Origin of the sequence: Burkholderia vietnamiensis LMG 10929 (assembly GCF_000959445.1) — a bacterium.
Classification (GTDB): Bacteria; Pseudomonadota; Gammaproteobacteria; order Burkholderiales; family Burkholderiaceae; genus Burkholderia; species Burkholderia vietnamiensis.
This window is the reverse complement of record NZ_CP009630.1, coordinates 1924163-1946068: the sequence shown is the minus strand read 5'-3', so window position 1 is coordinate 1946068 and position 21906 is coordinate 1924163. Positions and strand designations below refer to the sequence as shown.

Genomic DNA, 21906 nt, shown 5'->3' with positions numbered 1-21906 from the left:
CCTCATCGCCCCTCGGCCGGTGATGATTCTTCCACGGCATCACCGCGCGCCGCGGCTCGTCACCGTACCGGCGCGCGTTCGACCCGACGTACTTCGTTGCCGGCCCGTCCATGCGCGGGCCGGCGCGTCGTCGACCTGGCGTCGGGTGATGACAATTCCTCACAACGTAGTTCCGATATTTCGTTTGCGGCACGCGTATTGGCTACCCACAATCGGCTCACCTGTTGCGCGCGCGATAGCCGCGCACCGTGCCCCGACCCATAAAAGAAAGGATTCGCCGATGACGTTCCGCACTCGCTCGCTTTCCGGCATGGCGCTGGCCGCCGCGCTTCTCGCGTTCCAGACCGGCGCGGCTCACGCGCAGGAAGCGGTCGTCAAGGTCGGCGTGGCCGTGCCGCTGACCGGCAGCGGCGCCGCCTACGGCAAGGACATCGAGAACGGCGTGCGGATGGCCGTCGACGAGGCGAACGCGGCGCGGCCCACACTCGGCGGCAAGCCGGTGAAGTTCGTCGTCGCGTCGCAGGACGACCAGAGCGATCCGCGCATCGGCGTCCAGGCGGCGCAGCAGCTGACCGACGCGCAGGTCGCGGTCGTGATCGGCCATTTCAATTCGGGCACGACGCTGCCGGCTTCGAAGATCTACGCGAAGGCCGGCATTCCGATGATCACGCCGTCGGCCACCAATCCCGACATCACGCGCGCCGGGCTCGGCACCGTGTATCGCGTGATCGCCACCGACGCGCAGAACGCCGGCAATGCCGGCGCGTATGCGGCGGGCGTGACCAAGGCGAAGCGCATCGCGATCATCGACGACCGTACCGCGTTCGGGCAGGGCGAAGCCGACGAGTTCGAGAAGGCGGTGAAGGCGGCGGGCGGCACGATCGTCGCGCGCGAATTCACGAACGACAAGGCCGTCGACTTCAGCGCGCAGCTCACCAAGATCAAGAGCGCGAACGCGGACCTCGTGTTCTTCGGCGGGCTCGATGCGCAGTCCGCGATGCTGGTCAAGCGGATGCGCCAGCTCGGCGTGCGCGCGCAGTTCCTCGCGGGCGGCGGCGTGATGAACGCCAACTTCATCAGGCTCGCCGGCAATGCGGCCGAAGGCGCGGCCGTGTGGGAGTACGGGCAGCCGCTCGCACGGCTCGCGAAGGGCAAGCAGTTCGAGACGAAGTTCAGGCAGAAGTACGGCGTCGACATGCTTGCCTATGCGCCGTTCGCCTACGACGCGACCTGGATCGCGATCAATGCGATGCAGAAGGCGAATTCGGCGAAGCCGGCCGACTTCAACGGCGCGCTCAAGAGCACGCGCTACGACGGCATCACCGGCACGATCGCGTTCACGACCACGGGCGACCTGAAGAACCCGAGCTCGACGCTGTATGAAGTGAAGAACGCCGCGTGGCAGCCGGTCACCACGCAGACGGCCGATTGAGCGCCGCACGCGCTCTTTCGCGGCGCGGCGTGACGTGCTGAAATAGCCGCAACGATCGGGCGCGCACCATGCGCGCGACGCGGCACGAACAACCTTCGGGCGCGGCCGGCTGGCCGCGCCTTTCATGTGCAACTGGAGTCAGTCGTGAGTTCTCAAGTCGTCATCGTCGGCGGTGGTGTGATCGGCAGCTCGATCGCCTATTTCCTGCGCGCCACCGATCCGACGGTTTCCGTGACCGTCATCGAGCGCGATCCCACCTATGCGAAGTCGTCGTCGGCGCTGTCGGCCGCGTCGATCCGCCAGCAGTTCTCGACGCCGCTGTCGATCGAGATGTCGCTGTTCGGCATCGCGTTCCTGCGCAATATCGGCGAACGGCTCGAAGTCGACGGAACGCAGCCGTCGATCGATCTGCATGAAGGCGGTTACCTGTTCCTCGCGACGCCGGCCGGCGATGCGACGCTGCGCGAAAACCACGCGCTGCAGACGCGGCTCGGCGCCGATATCCATCTGCTGGACCTCGACGCGCTGCGTGCGAAGTTCCCGTGGCTGAACGTCGACGATCTCGTGTCGGGCGCTTATGGCGCGAGCGGCGAAGGATGGTTCGACGGCTACGGGCTCGTGCAGGCGCTGCGCAAGAAGGCGCAGGCGCTCGGCGCGCGCTATGTGGCGGCCGACGTGACCGGCGTCGTGCGCGACGGCCGCAAGATCACGCACGTGGTGACGAACGACGGCGAGCGCCATGCATGCGACACGCTCGTCAATGCGGCCGGCGCGTGGACGCGCACGCTGTCGTCGATGATGGGCATCGACATTCCGGTGTATGCGCGGCGCCGCAGCATCTTCAACGTGTCGTCGCCGGCGAAGCTCGCCGATTGCCCGCTGCTGATCGATCCGACCGGGGTGTATTTCCGGCCGGAAGGGCGCACGTATATCTGCGGGACGTCGCCGAGCCCCGATCGCGATCCCGACGATCTGCCGCTCGACGAGGTCGATCACGATCTGTTCGACGAGGTGATCTGGCCGACGCTCGCGAACCGCGTGCCGGAGTTCGAGGCGCTGCGCGTGGAGAATTGCTGGTCCGGGTACTACGAGTACAACGTGTTCGACCACAACGCGATCATCGGGTATCACCCCGAGCTCGACAACGTCGTGTTCGCGAACGGATATAGCGGGCACGGGCTGCAGCAAGGGCCTGCCACGGGGCGTGGCGTGAGTGAACTGATTCTGGGCGGGCGGTACGAATCGCTCGACCTGTCGCCGCTCGGCTGGGAGCGTGTGCTGGAAAACCGGCCGATCGTCGAAAAGAACGTCGTGTAGTGCGGCGCGCTCGCCTGGCGTGGTCCGGGCGGGGTTCTCCTCGGATCTCGATCTGATTTGCCCGGCTTTGCCGGGCTTTTTTTCGTCCGCGGCGGCCGTGCAGCGCGCAGTGGGGGCCGGGCGGGACGCTCAAGCCAGCAAGCACGCAATCAGGTCATGCGTCGTGCGCACCTCATACTTCCTCAACAAACTCGCACGATGAATATCGACGGTGCGCGGGCTGATGCTCAACTCCTTGCCGATTTCCTTGCTCGTCAGGCCATGCACCAGCAGCGCGGCGACGTCGCGCTCGCGATCGGTCAGCGTGCCGGTGACATCGGGATGCTTGGAGTTTTCCGACAGATCGGTGAAGGTCCACACGGCCAGCTCGAACGGCCGCTTCGGGTTGTATCCGAAGCCGCGGACGGTGACCCAGAAATGACTGCCGTCGACCCGCCGCATGATGCGGTCGTCGCTGAAGCCGGCATGCTTCGCGAGCAGCGGCGCTAGGCGGCGGCCGGTCGTCGCGAAGTCCTTCTGTTGCGGATAGAGCTTCGCGAACGACTGGTCGATGATGTCGTCGCGGGTCGCCCTGAACAGCTGCAGCGCCTTCTCGTTGCACTCGACCATGATCCGCTCTTTCGCCACGATCGCCGCGACGGGCAGGTGCCTGAAGAGATCTTCGTAGTCGAGGCTGGACATCGTGTCGGTGATGGTCGGCATCCCGTCGCCCGGCCCGAACGACGTTCGAACCGGGCGGTCGGTGACAAGGGCGGAATCGTGAAGACCGTTCATGATATCCGCCCGCCGCTCACACGGCGCCTTCGACGCTGCGCTCCGCGTTGCGGGCCGCTCGGCCCGTCGCCGGGCCGGCGTCCTCGAGCGCCGTCTTCGACGTTTCCGGCAGCGCCAGCCCGCCGATCATCGCGAAGATCGCCACGGCGATCAGGTAGTACGCGGGCGACAGGTTGGTGCCGGTCGCGGAGATCAGCCACGTCGCGACGAGCGGCGCGGTGCCGCCGAAGATCGTGTAGGCGAGGTTGTAGGTGATCGCGGAGGCCGTATAGCGGGTCTTCGTCGCGAACACTTCGGACATCAGCGGTGCCGTCACCACGCCGGAGAACACCGCGCCGATCGCCAGCAGAGCGACGCCGAGCAGCGATTGCGACAACACGCCCGAGCCGCCGAGCGAGAACGCCGGATACACCGACACGATGATGAACAGGCCGGTGGTCGCGATCGTCGCGCGGCGGCCGACGAGGTCGGAGAAGAAGCCGGCGACCGGACACAGTGCCGCGGCGAAGAACAGCGCAAGCACCGTCACGAGCAGCGACGTGCCGCGCGACAGGTGGCCGGCGACCTGGAGGTAGGTCGAGAAGTACGTCGTGAACGTATAGAACGACAGCGCGGTGACCGACACGAACGCACCGAGCTTCAGGATGTTCCACGATTGCGAGCGCAGCGTTTCCATCAGCGGCGCATGCGCGACGTCGTGCTTGCCCTCGAGCGCCTGGAACGCAGGCGTTTCGTTCAGGTTCACGCGCAGATAGACGCCGATCAACCCGACCGGCGCCGCGATGAGGAACGGCACGCGCCAGCCCCAGTCGATCATCGCCTGCGACGACAGCGACGATTCGAGCAGATACGCGACCACGGCCGCGCACGCGAACGACGAGAACGTCGAGACCGGCACGAAGCTGCCGAAGAACGCGCGGCGGCGGCGCGGCGCGTGTTCCATCACGTACGCGCAGGCACCCGCATATTCGCCGCCGGCCGAAAAGCCCTGCACGCAGCGAATGATCGTGAGCAGCAGCGGCGCCCAGTAGCCGATGCTCGCGTAAGTGGGCAGCAGGCCGATCAGCGTCGTCGACCCGGCCATCATCAGGATCGTCAGCGCGAGCGTGCGCTTGCGGCCGATCCGGTCGCCGATCACGCCGAACACCAGGCCGCCGAGCGGACGGAACGCGAACGCCACCGCAAACACGGCGAACGTCTTCAGCAGCCCGATCGTCGGATCGCCGCTCGGGAAAAACTCGCGCGTCAGGATCGTCGCGAGGAAGCCGTAGGCGGCGAAATCGAACCATTCGACGAAATTGCCGATCGACGCTGCGGCGATCACACGCCGTAGCGTGCGGGTATCGACGTCCTGGGTGGTCATGGTCGTGTCCTCTCTAGGTGTGGCGCTTGGGTTCGCGCCGAAAACCATGGTAGGGACGCCAATTACCTAGGTCGATAGGTGTCAATTACCTAGGTAATCGAGGGCGGCTGCGAATGTCCGCCCGGACGGTTGCGTGACCTTGAGCCATGAGGCCGGTGTGCCGAACGCCGGCCGAGGCTCGATGAATCGAATCGTCAGAACAAAAGCCCTAGCATGGTGGCCTTGACCGCGGCTTCGGTCTTGTTGGCCGCGTTCAGCTTGCGCATCGCATTGACGAGGTGGAATTTGACGGTGCGGTCGTCGACATGCATGATCTTGCCGATCTCCGCGTAGGTTTTCCCCGCAGCGGACCATTGCAGCGCCTCGCGCTCGCGTACGGTCAGCTCGACGGTGTATTCGGGCACGAGCCGCTGGAGCAGATGCATGCTCATCGCATAGTTGGCCGTGTTGGCGAGCCATGACATCTGGTATCCCTTTTCCGCGAGCTCGCGTTCCTCGATCGGTTCGCCGGACCGGACCATCGTGATGAGCCCGATCGCGCCGGTGCGGCTGACGGACGGCATGCACCAGCCGTGCCGCAGGCCGTGTTGGTCCGCCTCCTCCCAAAACTGGACGCACTGCGTCTGGCTGTCGGCGCGCCAGATCAGCGGGCTCATCCGGCTCAACCCGTGCCGGACCGTCGGGTCCACGGCGAAATAGTTCTGGCTCACATAGCGTTCGACCCACGTCTGCGGATAGTTGGACTGCAGCATGAACTGCGGCTTGCTGATCGGCAACGGTATGCGCAGACCGAATGAACAGTGGTCGAATCCGAGCGCCCGCACATCCGCCGAAAACTCCAGAAACACGTCGGCCTCGGATTTTGCGGTGGCGAATCCATTCAGATACTTTTCTCTCCAAGCCTGCATATCATTACCTTTTCGGTCAATCTTACCCATGAGGCAGCTATATCGTGTAGTCGACACATCGGTCGATTCTTATTAAACGATATTCCAGGGTGGGGTTGAATTTTCCGGGTATCAGGCAGAAAGCATGGCGCCGGTGATATTTTTTGCTTGACGACGGATTTCGCGGAGCATCCGCACTGACGATGAGACGCTCGAAACGCTCAATTTCACGCAGGCGTGCCCCCTTTTCACGGGCTGATAATGCGATGTCATTCATCAGACGATCTGCAATAATCCTGAATCACATGCGCGCGATCGAACCGGCTATCAAGAATCACAACGCGGGCGCGCTACGAGCGTTGCAATAGCCCTCGTCTGGCCGACCACCGTGAATCTTGCCGGCCTATTCGGAAGCGATTTTAACAGGTGTCACGTCGAGATAACCGATATGCAAAAAAAATGGAACGATGGATACATACGATTGACTTTGCCCGCATTTTACGCGTTGCGTTTCCGTCAGCATATGTGTCAGCCCGATTCGGAACTGCTGCATGATCTTTGGGGCGAGGGGATCAGCGCCGTCAATGCCGGCTACTACGAGCTGGTCTGCACCGACACGCAGCCGAGCGCGAGCGTCGGCTGCGCGTGGTACGTGGCGGTGGGCCAGCCCGACGTGCAGGTCGGGCGAGGCGACGTCAGCAGCAACGTAATGCTTCTCGATACGGACGGCGACGATTATGGCGCGCAATACAGCCGGGCATTAATCCAGAACTGGCTATGTTCGGGGGCGCGGCAACGCGCACTTGAATCGGCCGTCGTCGCCGATCACTGATTTTTTGTTCGATCCCGATGATTATTTCATCAAAAAGCCACGGATTTATCCGCTGAACCGCGCGTGCCGTGAAACGGAAATCTCGGGTCCGAGTTTCCTGAGCGGCGCGGCGCCGATTCGATCGCGATCGCAATCATCGATCCCGTGATGCGGCGCCCGAGATACCCGGCCCCCAATTTCCGATCCCACGCTCTGCTTCGGCGCTCCGTTTCGCTGATTTTCGAACGATCGTCCGTTAATCCTGAATTCGCTATCCCGGCACCGCGTTTCGTCGTAATCGGCGCGATCCATCGCGTCTGCGACGTACGACCTGTCCATTCGGGCAGCTATTTTGCCGCTGCAATTTCGGGTTCAATCGCGTCAACAATTCTGAGATGAGAGAGGGCATTCAGATGCTGACGTTATTGTCGGGAAGAAGCGCTGATTTGAATCGCGAAACGATGTATCAACTCGCAAAGTATCGGCATAAGGTCTTCATACAAGAACTCGGATGGACTTTGCCTACCGATAATGGCATCGAATTCGACAATTTCGATCACGCAGATACCCTTTACGTCATCGCCCGCGATCGCAATGGCGAAATCGTCGGTTGCGGCCGCTTGCTGCCGACCGACGAGCCTTATTTGCTCGGCGACGTGTTCCCGACCTTGATGGGCGACGCCGCGCTTCCTCATGCCCCCGACGTGTGGGAACTGTCCCGCTTCGCGATGAGCATGCCGCGCGGCGAGTCGTTGACCGCCGAAGAGTCGTGGCAAAACACGCGCGCCATGATGTCCGAAATCGTTCGCGTCGCGCACGCCCATGGCGCCAATCGCCTCATTGCGTTCTCCGTGCTCGGCAACGAACGGCTCCTGAAGCGCATGGGCGTCAATGTGCACCGCGCCGCACCGCCCCAGATGATCGAAGGCAAGCCGACCTTGCCGTTCTGGATCGAGATCGACGAACAGACGCGTGCGGCGCTGAACCTCGACGGGCTGGAGCGCGTCGGCGGCGTGCCGCCCAAGACGTTGCGCAGGCCGGATGCGTCGCGCGCGCTCGAGCAATCGGTATGAGCGGGCGATGCGCGCCGTGAAGGTTCGCGTGCGCCGCCGCCCGGCGGCGCGGCCCGGCGCGGCGCGCGCAATGCGGTATTTCAACAGGTGTGCCTGAAGATGAACGGCTTTAACGATGTGGCTCGGCTAGTCCCGGTCAGCGAGAGGAATGTGAGATGACGCTTCGAGTGGTGGTAACCGGTATTGGCATTGTGTCTCCACTGGGTTGTGGGAAGGAATTGGTGTGGCAGCGCCTGATCGGCGGGGGCTCCGGGCTTCGCCGCCTCGGCGACGATATCGCCGGTGAGCTGTCCGCCAAGGTCGGCGGGACCGTCCAGGACGTGGCCGAAGATCCGGAAGGCGGCTTCGATCCCGAGCGCTCGGTGCCGCACAAGGAACTGCGGAAGATGGACCGCTTCATCCAGATGGCGATGGTCGCCGCGGACGAGGCGCTCGCCGAAGCAGGGTGGGCGCCGGAAGCGGAGCAGCAGCGCGAGCGGACCGCCACCGTCGTGGCCTCGGGCATCGGCGGATTTCCCGGCCTGGCGGAGGCGGTGAGAATCGGCGAGACGCGCGGCGTGCGGCGCTTGTCGCCGTTCACCATTCCGTTCTTCCTGTCGAACCTGGCAGCCGGCCAGATTTCGATCAAGCACCGGTTCCGCGGGCCGCTCGGCTGTCCCGTGACGGCCTGTGCCGCGAGTGTGCAGGCGATCGGCGATGCGATGCGCATGATCAGGACCGGCGAGGCGGATGTCGTCCTCGCCGGCGGCGCCGAAGCGGCGTTCGACAAGGTCAGCCTCGGGGGCTTCGCGGCGGCTCGCGCGCTGTCGACCGGCTTCAGCGAGGAGCCGGTGCGGGCGTCGCGTCCGTTCGATCGCGATCGTGACGGATTCGTCATGGGCGAGGGCGCCGCCATGGTGGTGGTCGAGTCGCTGGATCATGCCCTGGCGCGCGGCGCCCGGCCGATCGCGGAAATCATCGGCTACGGCACCACGGCCGACGCTTATCACATGACCGCCGGACCCGACGACGGATCCGGCGCGATGCGGGCGATGAAGCTGGCCCTGCGGATGGGCGACGTCGCTCCGGAGCAGGTCGACTACGTCAACGCCCATGCGACGTCGACGCCGGTCGGCGACGCCGGCGAGATCGAGGCGCTGAAGACGGTGTTCGGTGTGGGCGCCGGCCCGGCGATTTCGTCGACCAAGTCGGCAACCGGGCATCTGCTCGGAGCGGCGGGCGCCATCGAAGCGGCGTTCTCCATTCTGGCTCTGCGCGATGGCGTGCTGCCCGGCACGCTGAATCTCGAGCACCCCGACCCGGCAGCCGACGGGCTGGATCTGATCGGGCCTGCCGCGCGGCACGTGCCGGTCGAGATCGCGCTGTCCAACGGGTTCGGGTTCGGAGGCGTGAACGCGTCGGTGCTGTTCAGGCGATATCCGTCGGATCGGTCCGCCGAGGCGCATTGAGCGATGGGCACGCGGGTCCCGCAGTACCGCTGATTTCGTCAGTACGTCAAACCGTAATCATTCGGCGCTGCGCCGCCGTTCGCCGGCTCTCCATCTGACCGATGGCGCCGGCGACGGCGAGGTTGCGTCCCGTGCAGTTCGGACTCCGGTCGTTATCCAAAGGGAATTTTCCGTGCTAGACACCCTCATCATAGGCGCCCGCTGTGCGGGCGCCACGCTCGCGATTCATCTGGCGCGCGCCGGCAAGCGCGTGCTGGCGATCGATGCGAACCATCTGCCGAGCGATCAACCGTTGTCCACCCACTGGATTTCTCCCTACGGCATGGCGTTGCTGGACGAGCTCGAGCTCGGCGACAAGGTGCGCCGCTTCGCGCCCCCGGTGCCCAGCATGATGTACGGAAACGACGACGTGACGGGCCGCGTCGAGTACCCGGTCGGCGAGCGCTGCTCGTGCCCGCGCCGCATGGATCTCGATGCCCTGTTGCTGGAGGAGGCCCGCGCGTCGGGGGCCGAGGTGCGGGCCCGGACCCGGCTGGTCGGCCTGTTGTGCGACGGCGAGCGCGTGACGGGCGCCGTGGTCGAACATGACGGCGTGCGCGAGGAGATCCGCGCGCGGATCGTGGTGGGCGCGGACGGCCCGCACTCGACGACGGCCGAGCTGGTCGGCGCGGAGGAGTACCACGGCTATGACTGCCCGCGCGCGATGTACTGGGCGTACTGGCCGCGTCCCGACTGGTTCGACACGGATCCGCGCTATCTGGGCGGGGCGATGAACTGCACGTTCGGCGACGACATCGTCTTCGTGTTTCCGACCAACCGCGATCTTCTGCTGATCGGGGTGGCGTTCCCGAAAACGCAGTTGCCGCAGTGGAAGGGCCGCGCGCTCGAGAAGCTGACCGAAACGCTGAAGGGCAACCGCCATACGGCGCCGCTGATTACCGGTGAGCCGGTGAGCAAGGTGCTCGGCGCATTGAAGCTGCGCTTCTTCTTCCGTCAGGCTGCCGGACCCGGCTGGGCATTGGTGGGCGACGCGGGCCTGTTCATGGATCCGTCCCCCGGATTCGGCATCACCGACGCACTTCGCGATGCGCGCGCACTCGGCCAGGCCATCGTCGAGGACGACGACCGCGCGCTGGAATGCTACTGGCGCCAGCGCGACGCGACGTCGATCGACCTGTTCGAATACTCGCGCGGCCGCGGCGCACTCGGCCACAACAATCCGCTCAGCCGGATCCTGTTCGGCAAGCTGACGGCCGACCCGGTGCTGCAGGCGCGCTTGCTGGCTTCGCAGAATCGCCGATGTTCGCCGTTTGCGGTGTTCGATCCCAGCGATATCAAGAAATGGGCGGACGAGGCCATTGCCGGCGGCGAAACCGGCGTCATTCAGCCGCTGATCGACATGTCGACGCGAGGCGAGACGATCCGCGCCGAGATGGCGTTGCGCCAGCGTCTCGCCGACGAGGCGCACGCGAGGTGGGCGCAGGCATGCGAGTCGGACGATCTCGCGCCGGTGACCGCCGGTGGCGATCGCGACGTTTGCGCGAGAGCGTCGATATGAGCGCACGGAACGACGGCGCGTGGTCGTTTCGATCACGCGTATGCAAGCCGTGGCGGGGCAGTTCTGCCTGTCACCGGTCCCATGTCGAGTAAGCCGAGGAGCCATTCCATGACCATCGAAGCCACGTTGGACGGCAATGCTGCATTTTCGCGGCTCAAGCTGCCGCGACACTTCCACCAGATCAGCTCCGTCGCGACGATCCTCTATGTGGCGCACGCGCTCGCATTCTTCCTGATTCCGGCTGCGGTGGCGTTCGCCGTCGTCGATATCCCGGCGTCGGCGCCGGCCCGTGTGGCGATGGCGCTCGTCCTCGGCGTGATCGCGGGCCACGGCATGCATCTGCTGACCTTCGTCGGCCACGAGGGCATGCACACCAACCTGCATCGCAACAAGTACGTGAGCGCCGCGCTGGCGCTCATCTGCTCGTCGCTGGTGCCGGGCTTCCTGATCGTGGGTTTCAGCATGACTCACTGGAAGCACCATCGCTACACCGGTCAGGACATCGACCCCGATGTCCAGATCTATTCGCAGTACCGCACCTTCTGGTCGCGCTTCTTTCTCGCGCGCTCCCGGGGCGTACGGATCTATACGAAGAACGCCGTACGCATGGCCGCTGGCCTTCCGTGGCCGGAGAACACGCGGCTGCCGTTCAGCGAGCGCGAAATGCGCTGGATCTCGCGGATCAACATTGCACTGAACCTGGGTGCGGTGACGGCCTACGGGTTCATCTGGCATCGGTCGTTGTGGCTCGGCTTCACGGTCATGCTGATTCCGTATATCGGCGTCTACGTGTTCAGCACCATCCGCGCGTACATCGAGCACACGGATACCGTGCCGGGGCGTTATCGCGACAGCCGCAGCTATACGTCGCCGATCTACACCGCGCTGTTCTTCGGCAGCAACTTCCATCTCGAACACCATCAGTATCCGGCTGTGCCGTGCTACCGGCTGCCGGCGCTCCACAAGTATCTGATGTCGCAGGGGCTGCTCGCCGCGGCACGCGCGCCGGTCGAGCCGTCCTTCTTCGGCGCGCTTCGGTATACGACGGGCCGTTTCCAGTATCCCTGCGTCAATCTGCAGTCGTCGACCGACGAATTCCTCGAGCGGATGGCGCAGGGGCATCTCGACCGCGAGGCGGCATCGATGGACGCGCCGGACGCCGATGCGTTGATCGCCGTCATGCGCAAGTAGCAACGATCCGCAAGCCGCACACCGACCCGCACGCGGGTCGGGTGTGCCGCCACGTCGCCCATGTAGCAAAGAGAGGAATCATGTTTATCGAGAATGCGTGGTATGCAGCAGCACTCTCCGCGGAAGTCCAGCGCGAGCCCTTTGCCCGGACGATCCTGAACCATAAGGTCGTCATGTATCGAACCCTGGCGGACCAGGTCGTCGCGCTCGAGGATCGATGCCCGCACCGACAGGTTCCGTTGTCCCGCGGGCGCGTGGTCGGCGACGAACTCCAGTGCTGGTACCACGGGCTCAGGTACGACTGTTCCGGCGCGTGCGTCGGCATTCCGAGTCAGAGCACGATCCCGAAGGGCGCGCGCGTGCGCGCGTTCCCCGCCGTCGAGAAATACGGCTTCATCTGGCTGTGGACCGGCGACCCCGACCAGGCCGACGAGGCGGCGATTCCGAACCATTGGGTCTGCTCGGCGCCCGAGCTCGCCGGAACGATGAGCTATTGCACGATCGCGTGCAGCTACCTGTTCGGGATCGACAACATCCTCGATATTTCACACGCCGCGTTCGTGCACGCGAAGACGCTCGGCTCGCTCGACATCGTCGAGACGCCGCCTGAAATCGTGATCGGCGAGGACGAAGTCCGCGTGCGCCGCTACTTGCGCCGCGAGAAGACGCCGCCGCTCTATACCCATATCCTGAAGCTCGACTACATCGATCGCTTCCAGGAAGTGCTCTACTGGCCCATCGGCAACACGCGGGTCGAAACGCGAGCGCACGCCTGCGACGATGCCAGCGGCCGGATCTTCCACGTCTATACGACGACGATCTTCACGCCCGCCACCGACACCACCACCCACGTGTTCGTGGGCATGCACCGCGACTTCGACGTCGACAACGAGCGGTTTACCGAGTTCACCGCGAAGGAGGTGTTCGCGACCGTGATGGAGGACAAGGACGTCGCGGAGAGCCTGCAGGCGAACTGGAGCCCCACGGCGCCGATGATCGACATCCAGCTCGACCGGCCGGCATTCGCCGCACGACGGATCCTGGAGCGAATGGGTGCGCGCGCATCCATTCGAGCGACGGTATGACGGCCGCGGCAACGGCGCGCCTGCCGGGCGCACCCGAACAAACCACGATGACGGCAGAGGCGGGCGCGACGATGAACGAGCCGGGACGGACGCTCTATGTGGGCGAGTTGCTGCAGGAACTCGGGATGTCGGCGCAGGACGAGGTCGCCTTGCATCATCCGATGATGTTCGGCGAAATCCTCGGTCGCGAGCGGGTCGAGCAACTCGCGGCGGTCGCCGCGGGCGTCTTTGCCGGGATCGAGCCGCAACACGCGTGGCGTGGCGCGGACATCGGCGGGCGCGAATGGCACGGCCGCTTCGAGGACCGCCAGATTCGCGGCGTGACGGTGGCGCGCAGATCCGGCACGCGCATCGAGGTCGACATTTTCCTCGGCTCGTTTCCGGCGCCGGTCCGGCGCGCGCTGTATGACGCGAGCCGGGATCTGGTCGACGTCGATGCGTGGGTATTGCCCGCCGAGGTCAACACCGCGTTGCCGCCGATTCCCGACGACGAAGTGCTGGATGCCAAGCTGCCGTTCGGCATCACCGACGAGATGTTTCTGACCAGCCCGGTGGCCTGCAAGCCGATACGCGGGCGCGCCGATGTCGAGCGCGTGTGCGGCCATTCGATCGCGGTCTATGGCGGGCGCGCGAGCGGGCCGCGTCTGTCGGCAGGTGCGACGACGCTGAGCCTGTGGACCGGCGAGGTCGGCGGGCTGCCGTTGGAAGTAGCCAATGTCATCTGCTGGGAAGACGAGCGCAACGTCAGGAGCATGGCAATGGCGATGCGCCCGTGGCCGGTCGTCGCGCTGTTCCAGGCGCGGATGCGGGCACGGACGCTGCCGTTTCTCGACCCGTCGTATTTCGAAGCGGACGCCGAACCCGAATCCGCATCGGGCGACGGCGTGACGCGCGCCCAGCTTCGCGAGGTATAAGGCCATGAGCGCACCCAGCGTGCCCGCTTCGCAGGCGCAGCCGAATTCGATTTCGCCGTGGCCGGTTTTCTGGATCGCGAGCGTGGCGGTGTTTCTGGTTTCGATCGACGTCACCGTGCTCTACGCGGCGTTTCCCGCGTTGCGACGGGCGTTTCCCGGCGCTGATTCGGGCGGCCTGTCGTGGGTGCTGAACGCCTACACGCTGGTGTTCGCCGCGTTGCTCGTGCCGGCCGGCCGCCTGGCCGACCTGTGCGGGCGCAAGCGGATGTTCCTGCTCGGGCTCGCGATGTTCGTCGGCGGATCGTTCGGCTGCGGGATCGCCTCGCGCATCGAGATGCTGTGGATGATGCGCGCGGTGCAGGGCGCGGGCGCGGCGCTGTTGCTGCCTGCCTCGCTGTCGATCCTGCTGGCGGCGTTCCCCGTCACCAAACGGGCGATCGCCGTGAGCCTGTGGGGCGCGGTCAGCGGCGTGGCCGGCGCATTGGGGCCGAGCGTCGGCTCGTTCCTGGTCGATCGCTTCGGCTGGCCGTGGGCGTTCTTTCTCAATCTGCCGCTCGGCGCGCTCGCGCTCTGGCAAGGATGGCGCGTGCTCGACGAGTCGCGTGACCCCGAGCGGGGCGCGCCGCTCGATCTGGTCGGCGTCGTCCTGCTGATCGTCGGCGTCGGCGCGATCGCGTTCGGGCTGGTGCAATCGGAAGCGCTTGGCTGGGCGTCGCCGAAGGTGGCGCTCGCGATCGCGGGCGGGCTCGCGATGCTGGCCGCGTTCGTCGCGTGGGCGCGCACGGCCCGTGCGCCGGCGATCGATCTGTCGTTGTTCCAGGATCGCACTTACCGCTACATCAATCTGGCGTCGCTGTGCTTCGCGATCGGCTTCGCGATGATGTTCTTCCAGACGTTTCTGTTCACCACGGGCGTCTGGTCGTACTCGCTGACGCGCGCCGGGCTGGCCGGCACCCCAGGGCCGCTGCTCGTCGTGCCGACGGCGATCGTCTGCGGCCGGTTCGCGGCGCGCGCGGGGCACCGGCTTCTGCTGGTGACGGGAAGCCTGATCTCCATGGCGGCAAGCCTGTGGTTCGCGCTGGTGCCCGGCGTCACGCCCGACTATCTGCATGCCTGGCTGCCGGGCGCGCTGCTGACCGGGCTGGGCGTCGGGATGGTCATGCCTTCATTGTCGGCTGCCGCGGTTGCGCATCTGCCGCCCGCGCGGTTCGGCGTCGGCTCGGCCGTGAATCAGGCGATACGCCAGATGGGATCGGTGTTCGGCGTGGCGCTGACGGTCGCCATCACCGGCAATGCGATCACGCGGCTCGCCGAATTCCACACGCTCTGCTACCTGCAGATTGCGCTCGCGCTGGCGACGGCGATCCTGTGCGCGCCGGTGGATACGCGACCGCGCGTGCTCGCCTCCGCGGCGGCGCGTTGAGGGCGGCGCCGCGTTCGGCCCGGCGCCGGGCATGACGATTTGATCGAAACAATACGAAACCGATTATCCGAGGGTCTCATGATGGCCGGTAGCATTCCTCCCTCCGCTCTGCTGGCGGAGCGCACGACCTCGTCGCTGCTCCATGTGCTTCGCGAGCGTGCCGAGCACACGCCGGAGCGTGTCGCGTTCCATTTTCTGCGCGACGGCGAGGACGACGTCGCGAGCTGGTCCTACGGCCAGTTCGCCGCCGCTGCGGCCCACGTGCGCGATCTGCTCGTGCAGCACGCGCTGCACGAACGCCGCGTATTGCTGGTGCTGGAACCCGGTCTCGGTTACGTCGCGGCGCTGTTCGGAATCCTGCTGGCGGGCGCCACCGCGGTGCCTTCGTTTCCGCCGGCCGGCTCCCGCGCCGTGGCGCGTTTCGCGTCGATCTGCCGCGACGCCCGTCCCGACGTGGTGATCGCCGGCAAGCAGCATCGCTCGCTGCAACAGGAGCTCGACCGGCTGCACGACGGCGCGCGCGTCGCGCCGGCGTTGCTGACGATCGACGAGCATGCTTTCGACGCCATCGACGCATCGGCGCACGACTTCGGGCGCGTGCTGGAGCAGGGCCTCGATCTGGAGCGGCCGGCGCTGCTGCAGTACACGTCGGGATCGACGGGCGAGCCGAAGGGCGTCGTCGTCACGCACCGGAATCTCGTCAGCAACTGCGCGGTGATCGCCGAGCGGCTCGGCGCCGATCCGGAGCGCGTCGGCTGCACGTGGCTGCCGCCGTATCACGACATGGGCCTGATGGGCGCGCTGCTGCTCGCGGTGTTCAGCGGCTTTCCGCTCGTGATCCTGTCGCCGCAGCATTTCGTTCAGCGTCCGTATCGCTGGCTCAAGGCGATCAGCGACTACCGCGTGACCACCAGCGTCGCGCCGAATTTCGCGTTCGACCTATGCGTCGACCACATCAGCGACGAAGAAGCCGCCACGCTCGATCTCGGCTCGCTGCAGCACGTGTTCTGCGGCGCGGAGCCGGTGAGCCACGCGACGCTCGAGCGCTTCGCCGCGCGCTTCGGCCGGCATGGCTTCGAGCGCCGCGCCGTGGTGCCGTGCTACGGAATGGCGGAGGCGACGCTCTACGTGTCCGGCAAGCCCGGCCGTTCGCCGATCACGCTGATCGACGTCGACAAGGAGGCGCTCGCCCGCGGCCAGTGCGTGCCGTACGACGCGCAATCCGACCTGCTCGGGCGCACGACGCTGGTGGGCTGCGGGCCCGTGGCGGCCGGCCATCGGCTGCTGATCGTCGATCCTGCGACGAAGCGCGCGCTGCCGGAGCGCAGCATCGGCGAAATCTGGTTCAGCGGTCCGAACGTCGCTGCCGGCTATCTCGGCCGCGCGGACAGCGACGACGTGTTCGCGGCGGCGGTCTGCGACGAACGCGGCGACGCCGATTCGGCGCGCTACCTCCGCACCGGCGATCTCGGCTTTCTGAACCACGGCGAGCTGTTCGTCACGGGCCGGATCAAGGACGTCGTGATCGTCGCCGGGCGCAACCTCTATCCGACCGACATCGAAGGATCGGTGCAGGCCGCGCACGATGCGATCCGAACCAACGGCGTGGTGGCGTTTTCGATCGACGGCGGCCCGCGGGAGTCGCTCGTCATCGTTGCGGAGCTCAAGCGCTCGCGCCGTCTGAGCCCCGAGCAAATGGGCGAGGTGCGGGCGGCGATCACGCTGGCGGTCACGCGCGATCACGGCGTGGCGCCGGCGGTCGTGCACCTGGGGCCGATGGGCGCGATTCCGCTCACGACCAGCGGCAAGGTGCGCAGGCAAGCGTGCAAGCAGGCGTTTCAGCAAGGCAGCCTGAGCACGCTCGAGGCCCGCGCCTGAGCCGTTCGCCGCTGCCGCATTCCCGATTTCCATTGTCGCTGTCTTTCTTCGGAGCCAGTCATGGCTGAAGCAGATCTCTCGTCGTCGCGAACACCCGCGGCCGCCGGTGCGGCCGACGCCGACACCGACTCGCGCGCGCGCCGGCTCGCTTATCTGACCGTCGGCGTTCCCGCGCTCGGTTTCGTGCTCGCGATTGCCTACACGTGGACATACGGCGTGCGCGCCACCGACTTCATCCTGCTCGCGGTGATGTATTTCTCGACCGCGATCGGCGTCGAAACCGGCATGCACCGTTACTTCTCACACCGTGCGTTCAAGGGACGGCCGATCGTCACCGTGATGCTCGGCGTATTCGGCAGCATGGCCGCCCAGGGGCCGATCCTGTTCTGGGCCGCGACGCACCGCATGCACCACGCGTTCACCGATCAGGACGGCGATCCTCATTCGCCGCTGCCGCGCGCGAACCGCCACGGCCAACCGAGCCGGCTCGCGGGCCTTTGGCACGGTCACGTGGGCTGGCTGTTCAGCGTGCGCCGCGAGAACTGGAGCGCGTATGCCGCGGACCTGCTGCGCGACCGCCTGATCGTCAATCTCAATCTGCGCTATGGGTGGTGGGTGCTGCTCGGCCTTGCGCTGCCCGCGCTGGCGGGCGCGTTGCTCGCGCCGGCCGGGCAGGCCTTGACCGGCGCCGTCGGCGGTTTCCTGTGGGGCGGGCTCGCACGGATCTTCCTGCTCGATCAGTCGACCTGGGCCGTCAATTCGCTGTGCCACACCATCGGCACCCGCCCGCACGCGACGCGCGACCACAGCCGCAATCTGGGCCTGCTCGCGATCGTCTCGGTGGGCGGCGCGTGGCACAACAACCATCACGCACAGCCGGCCTTCGCCAACAACGATCACGCGTTCTGGCAGCTCGATCCTTCCGCCTGGGTCATCCGCCTGCTCGACGCGCTGGGGCTCGTCACGGAGGTGCGCTATGCGCCCAAGCGCCGCGCGACGGCTCCTTCAATTTCGCCGTAATCCTGTTTAGCGTCTGGAGATTCCTATGAATTCGTCGATTCAGGTTGCACCCGGCGTGACTGCCGCAGGCGGGCTGTCGGCCGCCGACGGGCAGATCCCCGGTGTTTCGCCGCTGCTGGGCAGCGGGGCGCGCGTCAAACGCCTGACCGCCCTGGCCGTGATGCTGGTGCCGCTGGCCGGCTTCGCGCTGGCGGTACGCCAGCTCGTGCTGGGCGAGTTCGCCGCCACCGATCTCGTGCTGTTCGCGGTGTTCTATTTTCTGCACATGGGCGGGATCACGATGGGCTTCCATCGGTATCTCGCGCACAAGACGTTCCGCACGTCGAAGTGGTTCGAAGGGCTGCTGCTGATCTGCGGGTCGATGGCCGCGCAAGGACCGATCATGTTCTGGGTGACGACGCACCGCCGACATCACCTGTACAGCGATCAGCAAGGCGATCCGCATTCGCCGAATCTGGCCGGCAAGGGCCTGTTCGCGAAGCTGCGCGGCCTCTGGTATGCGCACATGCCGTGGATGCTGGCCCCCGACGTCTCGGGCTGGACCTTCTTCGCGCCCGACGTGCTGCGCGATCGCCGCCTGTTCTTCTATCACCGCACCTACGCCTGGTGGATCGTGCTCGGCCTCGTGCTGCCGGCCGCGATCGGCGGCGCCGTCGCCGGCTCGTGGCTCGGCGCATGGAACGGCCTGCTGTTCGGCGGATTGGCGCGCATCTTCGTGGCCAACCAGGCCGCGTGGTGCGTGGGGTCCGTGTGCCACATGTTCGGCGGCCGGCCGTTCAAGACCGGGGACAACAGCGCGAACAACTGGACGGTCGCCGTATTCACGTTCGGCGAAGGCCTGCAGAACAACCACCACGCATTCCCCGCGTCATACCGCCATTCGGTGAAGTGGTACGAGCCGGATCTGAGCGCCTGGGTGCTGTGGACGCTCGGCAAGGTCGGCATCGTGCGCGACCTGCGTCAGCCGACGCCGGCGGCGATCCGCAAGCTCGCCAAGCAGCCGTATTGAAGCTAGTTGCCGTCGTCATTCAGTTCATCTCCCTCGTACGGAAGGATTAATCATCATGTCTCAAGCTGGAATCCTGGGCGGCCTGTTCGGCCGCAAGAAGGCGGTGGCCGCCGATGTCGGGCCGCTCACCGAAGCGTCGATCCGCAACTGGTTGATCGACCGGCTCGCCAAGCAGCTGAAGCTCGAGCGCGCCGCGATCGATCCCGCCAAGCGCTTCGACGAGTACGGGCTCGATTCGATCGTCGCCGTGCAGGTGTCGGGCGATCTGGAGAAGGTGGTCGAGCAGCGGCTGTCCCCGGCGCTGCTGTTCGAACACAACAGCATCGACGAGCTGGCGCGCCACCTGTCGACCGAGCTCGGTCTGCAAGCGGCGTAAGCGGGAGATCGACATGGCGAAAACCTACACGGTCCCCAGCGCGCCGCCGGCGCGTTTCGACGAATTCATGCAGAAGTCGAAGTCGCTCGAGGGCGTGCGGCTGACCGATGCGATTCCGAAATCCCTCTACGAGCCGCGCGTATGGCGCGGCATTCTCGGTTTCGTGGTGAGCTATGCGGCGTATATCGGCGCGCTCGTCGGCATCGCTTACGCGCCGCACTGGCTGTTCTACGTTCCGCTGTGGCTGCTGGCCGGCCTGGGCGGCTGGGGGCTGCATTGCATCGCGCACGATTGCGGGCACAACTCGTTTTCGCGCGTCCGATGGTTCAACCTGGCGATCGGGCACCTGTCGCTTCTGCCGCTGCTGTATCCGTTTCACGCGTGGCGCCACACGCACAACCTGCACCACGCGAATACCAACAACCTCGAGCTCGATACCGACTGGCGGCCGATTCCCGCGCCGCTTTACGATCGCATGCCGCTGTTGAAGCGGCTCGAGTACGCCGGCACCCGCAAGTGGCTGTTCTGGGCCGGCACGGTGAGCTACTGGAAGGAATCGGGCTTCCGTCCGGGCTTCTATCCGAAGCGCGAGATGCGGCGCGACGTGAAACGCTCGATCGCGTTCGTCCTGTTCGCGTCCGCGCTCTATTTCCCGGCGCTCATCTACTTCACCGGCATCACCGGCCTGTTCCTGTACTTCGTCGTGCCCTGGTTGATGATTCATGCGTGGTTCAGCGCCACGACGCTGATGCATCACACGTCGGACGAGATCCCGTTCCTGCCGTCGCAGCACTGGACGCCGAACGCCAGCCGCCTGCTGGTGACGACCGACTACCGGTATCCGAAGTGGCTGCACTTCATGACGCACAACATCTCGGTGCATACGGCGCACCACGTCGCACCGATCGTGCCGTTCTACAACCTGCCGAAGGCGCAGGCGGCGCTCAAGCAGGCGTTTCCGGGAATGATCCGCGAAAAGGATTTCTCCTTCGGCGATCTGTGGCACGTGATCGGTCACTGCCATTTCTACGACACCGAGTCGGGTTACTACCGCAGCCTGTCCCGGGAGGCCGTGCCGGTCGGCGCGCGTGCGGCGGCGGAGGGCCGGTGATGGCGGCAGCGAACCCTACCGACGTCTCGCCGCTCGCGCGGCGCAAGGCCCGGAAGCCGTCGTGGCGCGTTCGGCTCGGCCGTCGCGCGCTGCGCGTGCTGACGACCTTCGCGCCGCACGCCGCGGGGCGCCGGGCGGCCGACACGTTCGGCTTCACGCGCGGCTACGGGCTGCCCGTCAGCGACCGCGTGCCGCTCGGTGCGAAGGAGGCGTCCATCGACGGCAACGCGGACATCGACCGCGCCTATCACTGGGAGGGCGGCGCATCGCGCGTGCTGCTCGTGCATGGCTGGGGCACCGACAGCAGCAGCATGCTGAGCTTCGTGAAGCCGATGCAGTCGCTCGGCTTCTCGGTGGCCGCGTTCGACGCGCCCGCGCATGGCCGTTCGCCGGGCAAGCATACGACGATGACGCAGTTCACCCGCGCGACGGGTGCGGTGCTGGATGCGATCGAAGGCGCGCAGGTGGTGATCGCGCATTCGCTCGGCTCGATCGCGGCCGTCTCGGCGCTGGCCGAGCGCTCGCGCCGCGCGTCGTTGCGCTGCCTCGTGCTGATCGCCCCGACCAGCGGGCTGACCGAGGTGCTGGAGCGCTGGGCCAGCCGCGACATGGCATTTCCGCGCCCGGTGGTCGAGCGCATCTATGCGGAGCTGCAGCTGCGCAACGGCGTGCCGGTCAGTCACTGGGATCTGCTCGCGCGCGGCGCGTCGCTCGACGTCCCGGTATTGGTGGTGCACGACCCGGCCGATTCGGTGGTGCCGTACTGCGAGGCGCAGCGCGTCGTGGCCGGGCTGCCGGACGCGACGCTGTGGCCGGCGCCGGGCGCGGGGCACGGCCGCATCCTGTCGGATGCGAGGGTGCGCGAGCAGGTGCGCGAATTCGTGACGCGACAGACGTCGAACCTGGGAGAGATGGCGAGATGAGCACGACGGCGGTAGAGATGCGCACGCTGATGTGTCTGGTGTGCGGCTGGATTTATTCGGAACGGCACGGTGCGCCGGAAGACGGCATTGCACCGGGCACGCGCTGGGAAGACATTCCGGCCAAATGGAAGTGTCCCGAGTGCGGCGTCGGCAAGGAGGATTTCGAAATGGTCTCGATCTGACGCGATGGCGGGGCGCGTCGCCCCGCCATCGGTGCGTGCGTCGGCACACGAGAGCGCTTTACGAACGTGCCGGGCATGCGAATGCATGCGTTCCTTTCCCGCAAGCGCCGCGTCGAGTTGCGGCGGCATCC

21 protein-coding genes are annotated in these 21906 nt (G+C 66.2%); 17 read left to right on the top strand and 4 right to left on the bottom strand.

What is annotated here, in order from left to right; translation table 11 throughout:
* Positions 1-280 precede the first annotated feature (280 nt).
* Both AK36_RS08575 and AK36_RS08570 read left to right on the top strand, forming a co-directional pair.
* Positions 281-1432, top strand: a complete 1152-nt coding sequence (locus AK36_RS08575) for a branched-chain amino acid ABC transporter substrate-binding protein (RefSeq protein ID WP_014724429.1) — start codon at positions 281-283, stop codon at positions 1430-1432.
* Positions 1433-1576: 144 nt separating this feature from the next.
* On the top strand, positions 1577-2749 hold the full coding sequence (locus tag AK36_RS08570; RefSeq protein WP_045578275.1) for an NAD(P)/FAD-dependent oxidoreductase: 1173 nt from the start codon (positions 1577-1579) through the stop codon (positions 2747-2749).
* A gap of 129 nt (positions 2750-2878) precedes the next feature.
* Here AK36_RS08570 and AK36_RS08565 read toward each other — a convergent pair whose 3' ends face one another.
* From AK36_RS08565 to AK36_RS32750, 4 genes are all read right to left on the bottom strand, one after another.
* The gene (locus tag AK36_RS08565; protein WP_045578274.1) at positions 2879-3451 is read right to left on the bottom strand and encodes a PAS and helix-turn-helix domain-containing protein; all 573 of its coding nucleotides are present in this window, start codon (positions 3449-3451) and stop codon (positions 2879-2881) included.
* Between the two features lie 88 nt (positions 3452-3539).
* The gene (locus AK36_RS08560) at positions 3540-4886 is read right to left on the bottom strand and encodes an MFS transporter (RefSeq protein WP_034194878.1); all 1347 of its coding nucleotides are present in this window, start codon (positions 4884-4886) and stop codon (positions 3540-3542) included.
* A gap of 194 nt (positions 4887-5080) precedes the next feature.
* Positions 5081-5824 carry a helix-turn-helix transcriptional regulator gene (locus tag AK36_RS08555; RefSeq protein WP_224383353.1) on the bottom strand — a complete coding sequence of 248 codons (744 nt, stop codon included), beginning with the start codon at positions 5822-5824 and terminating at the stop codon, positions 5081-5083.
* A 7-nt stretch (positions 5825-5831) separates the two neighbouring features.
* Complete coding sequence (locus tag AK36_RS32750) at positions 5832-6050, bottom strand: hypothetical protein (protein WP_124259904.1); 219 nt, start codon at positions 6048-6050, stop codon at positions 5832-5834.
* Positions 6051-6221: 171 nt separating this feature from the next.
* Here AK36_RS32750 and AK36_RS08550 point away from each other — a divergent pair, with 171 nt between their 5' ends.
* The 15 genes from AK36_RS08550 to AK36_RS08480 all read left to right on the top strand — a co-directional run bounded on the left by AK36_RS08550 (position 6222) and on the right by AK36_RS08480 (position 21775).
* A complete protein-coding gene (locus AK36_RS08550; protein WP_034194879.1) occupies positions 6222-6605 on the top strand; it encodes a DUF4902 domain-containing protein in 384 nt (127 codons plus the stop codon).
* Positions 6606-6997: 392 nt separating this feature from the next.
* On the top strand, positions 6998-7657 hold the full coding sequence (locus AK36_RS08545) for an acyl-homoserine-lactone synthase (protein WP_011881339.1): 660 nt from the start codon (positions 6998-7000) through the stop codon (positions 7655-7657).
* A 155-nt stretch (positions 7658-7812) separates the two neighbouring features.
* Entirely contained in the window at positions 7813-9105 is a 1293-nt protein-coding gene (gene fabF / locus AK36_RS08540; protein WP_011881340.1) for a beta-ketoacyl-ACP synthase II, read from the top strand.
* A 172-nt stretch (positions 9106-9277) separates the two neighbouring features.
* A complete protein-coding gene (locus AK36_RS08535) occupies positions 9278-10663 on the top strand; it encodes an NAD(P)/FAD-dependent oxidoreductase (protein ID WP_045578273.1) in 1386 nt (461 codons plus the stop codon).
* Positions 10664-10771: 108 nt separating this feature from the next.
* Positions 10772-11854 carry a fatty acid desaturase family protein gene (locus AK36_RS08530; protein ID WP_011881342.1) on the top strand — a complete coding sequence of 361 codons (1083 nt, stop codon included), beginning with the start codon at positions 10772-10774 and terminating at the stop codon, positions 11852-11854.
* Positions 11855-11934: 80 nt separating this feature from the next.
* Positions 11935-12939 carry an aromatic ring-hydroxylating dioxygenase subunit alpha gene (locus AK36_RS08525; protein WP_045578272.1) on the top strand — a complete coding sequence of 335 codons (1005 nt, stop codon included), beginning with the start codon at positions 11935-11937 and terminating at the stop codon, positions 12937-12939.
* A complete protein-coding gene (locus AK36_RS08520; protein ID WP_045578271.1) occupies positions 12936-13853 on the top strand; it encodes a hypothetical protein in 918 nt (305 codons plus the stop codon). Before AK36_RS08525 ends, AK36_RS08520 begins: the two co-directional genes overlap by 4 nt.
* Before the next feature lie 4 nt (positions 13854-13857).
* On the top strand, positions 13858-15276 hold the full coding sequence (locus AK36_RS08515) for an MFS transporter (protein WP_011881345.1): 1419 nt from the start codon (positions 13858-13860) through the stop codon (positions 15274-15276).
* Positions 15277-15354: 78 nt separating this feature from the next.
* Complete coding sequence (locus AK36_RS08510; RefSeq protein ID WP_224383352.1) at positions 15355-17154, top strand: fatty acyl-AMP ligase; 1800 nt, start codon at positions 15355-15357, stop codon at positions 17152-17154.
* Positions 17155-17214: 60 nt separating this feature from the next.
* Entirely contained in the window at positions 17215-18174 is a 960-nt protein-coding gene (locus AK36_RS08505; protein ID WP_045578270.1) for an acyl-CoA desaturase, read from the top strand.
* Between the two features lie 25 nt (positions 18175-18199).
* On the top strand, positions 18200-19183 hold the full coding sequence (locus tag AK36_RS08500; protein ID WP_034194883.1) for an acyl-CoA desaturase: 984 nt from the start codon (positions 18200-18202) through the stop codon (positions 19181-19183).
* A 55-nt stretch (positions 19184-19238) separates the two neighbouring features.
* On the top strand, positions 19239-19559 hold the full coding sequence (locus AK36_RS08495) for an acyl carrier protein (RefSeq protein WP_011881349.1): 321 nt from the start codon (positions 19239-19241) through the stop codon (positions 19557-19559).
* Positions 19560-19572: 13 nt separating this feature from the next.
* Positions 19573-20670: a fatty acid desaturase gene (locus tag AK36_RS08490; protein WP_011881350.1), complete on the top strand. Its 1098-nt coding sequence runs from the start codon at positions 19573-19575 to the stop codon at positions 20668-20670.
* The gene (locus AK36_RS08485) at positions 20670-21593 is read left to right on the top strand and encodes an alpha/beta hydrolase (protein WP_011881351.1); all 924 of its coding nucleotides are present in this window, start codon (positions 20670-20672) and stop codon (positions 21591-21593) included. Before AK36_RS08490 ends, AK36_RS08485 begins: the two co-directional genes overlap by 1 nt.
* A complete protein-coding gene (locus AK36_RS08480; RefSeq protein WP_011881352.1) occupies positions 21590-21775 on the top strand; it encodes a rubredoxin in 186 nt (61 codons plus the stop codon). Before AK36_RS08485 ends, AK36_RS08480 begins: the two co-directional genes overlap by 4 nt.
* Positions 21776-21906: the final 131 nt, after the last annotated feature.

What these genes read in the sequence shown, in the direction of transcription:
- AK36_RS08495 (WP_011881349.1), top strand. Translation starts at nt 19,239, where the DNA reads ATGTCTCAAGCTGGAATCCTGGGCGGCCTGTTCGGCCGCAAGAAGGCG.
- AK36_RS08485 (WP_011881351.1), top strand. Translation starts at nt 20,670, where the DNA reads ATGGCGGCAGCGAACCCTACCGACGTCTCGCCGCTCGCGCGGCGCAAG.
- AK36_RS08520 (WP_045578271.1), top strand. Translation starts at nt 12,936, where the DNA reads ATGACGGCCGCGGCAACGGCGCGCCTGCCGGGCGCACCCGAACAAACC.
- AK36_RS08525 (WP_045578272.1), top strand. Translation starts at nt 11,935, where the DNA reads ATGTTTATCGAGAATGCGTGGTATGCAGCAGCACTCTCCGCGGAAGTC.
- AK36_RS08555 (WP_224383353.1), bottom strand. Translation starts at nt 5,824, where the DNA reads ATGGGTAAGATTGACCGAAAAGGTAATGATATGCAGGCTTGGAGAGAA.
- AK36_RS08545 (WP_011881339.1), top strand. Translation starts at nt 6,998, where the DNA reads ATGCTGACGTTATTGTCGGGAAGAAGCGCTGATTTGAATCGCGAAACG.
- AK36_RS08530 (WP_011881342.1), top strand. Translation starts at nt 10,772, where the DNA reads ATGACCATCGAAGCCACGTTGGACGGCAATGCTGCATTTTCGCGGCTC.
- AK36_RS08575 (WP_014724429.1), top strand. Translation starts at nt 281, where the DNA reads ATGACGTTCCGCACTCGCTCGCTTTCCGGCATGGCGCTGGCCGCCGCG.
- fabF (WP_011881340.1), top strand. Translation starts at nt 7,813, where the DNA reads ATGACGCTTCGAGTGGTGGTAACCGGTATTGGCATTGTGTCTCCACTG.
- AK36_RS32750 (WP_124259904.1), bottom strand. Translation starts at nt 6,050, where the DNA reads ATGAATGACATCGCATTATCAGCCCGTGAAAAGGGGGCACGCCTGCGT.
- AK36_RS08560 (WP_034194878.1), bottom strand. Translation starts at nt 4,886, where the DNA reads ATGACCACCCAGGACGTCGATACCCGCACGCTACGGCGTGTGATCGCC.
- AK36_RS08550 (WP_034194879.1), top strand. Translation starts at nt 6,222, where the DNA reads ATGCAAAAAAAATGGAACGATGGATACATACGATTGACTTTGCCCGCA.
- AK36_RS08500 (WP_034194883.1), top strand. Translation starts at nt 18,200, where the DNA reads ATGAATTCGTCGATTCAGGTTGCACCCGGCGTGACTGCCGCAGGCGGG.
- AK36_RS08510 (WP_224383352.1), top strand. Translation starts at nt 15,355, where the DNA reads ATGATGGCCGGTAGCATTCCTCCCTCCGCTCTGCTGGCGGAGCGCACG.
- AK36_RS08505 (WP_045578270.1), top strand. Translation starts at nt 17,215, where the DNA reads ATGGCTGAAGCAGATCTCTCGTCGTCGCGAACACCCGCGGCCGCCGGT.
- AK36_RS08490 (WP_011881350.1), top strand. Translation starts at nt 19,573, where the DNA reads ATGGCGAAAACCTACACGGTCCCCAGCGCGCCGCCGGCGCGTTTCGAC.
- AK36_RS08515 (WP_011881345.1), top strand. Translation starts at nt 13,858, where the DNA reads ATGAGCGCACCCAGCGTGCCCGCTTCGCAGGCGCAGCCGAATTCGATT.
- AK36_RS08565 (WP_045578274.1), bottom strand. Translation starts at nt 3,451, where the DNA reads ATGCCGACCATCACCGACACGATGTCCAGCCTCGACTACGAAGATCTC.
- AK36_RS08480 (WP_011881352.1), top strand. Translation starts at nt 21,590, where the DNA reads ATGAGCACGACGGCGGTAGAGATGCGCACGCTGATGTGTCTGGTGTGC.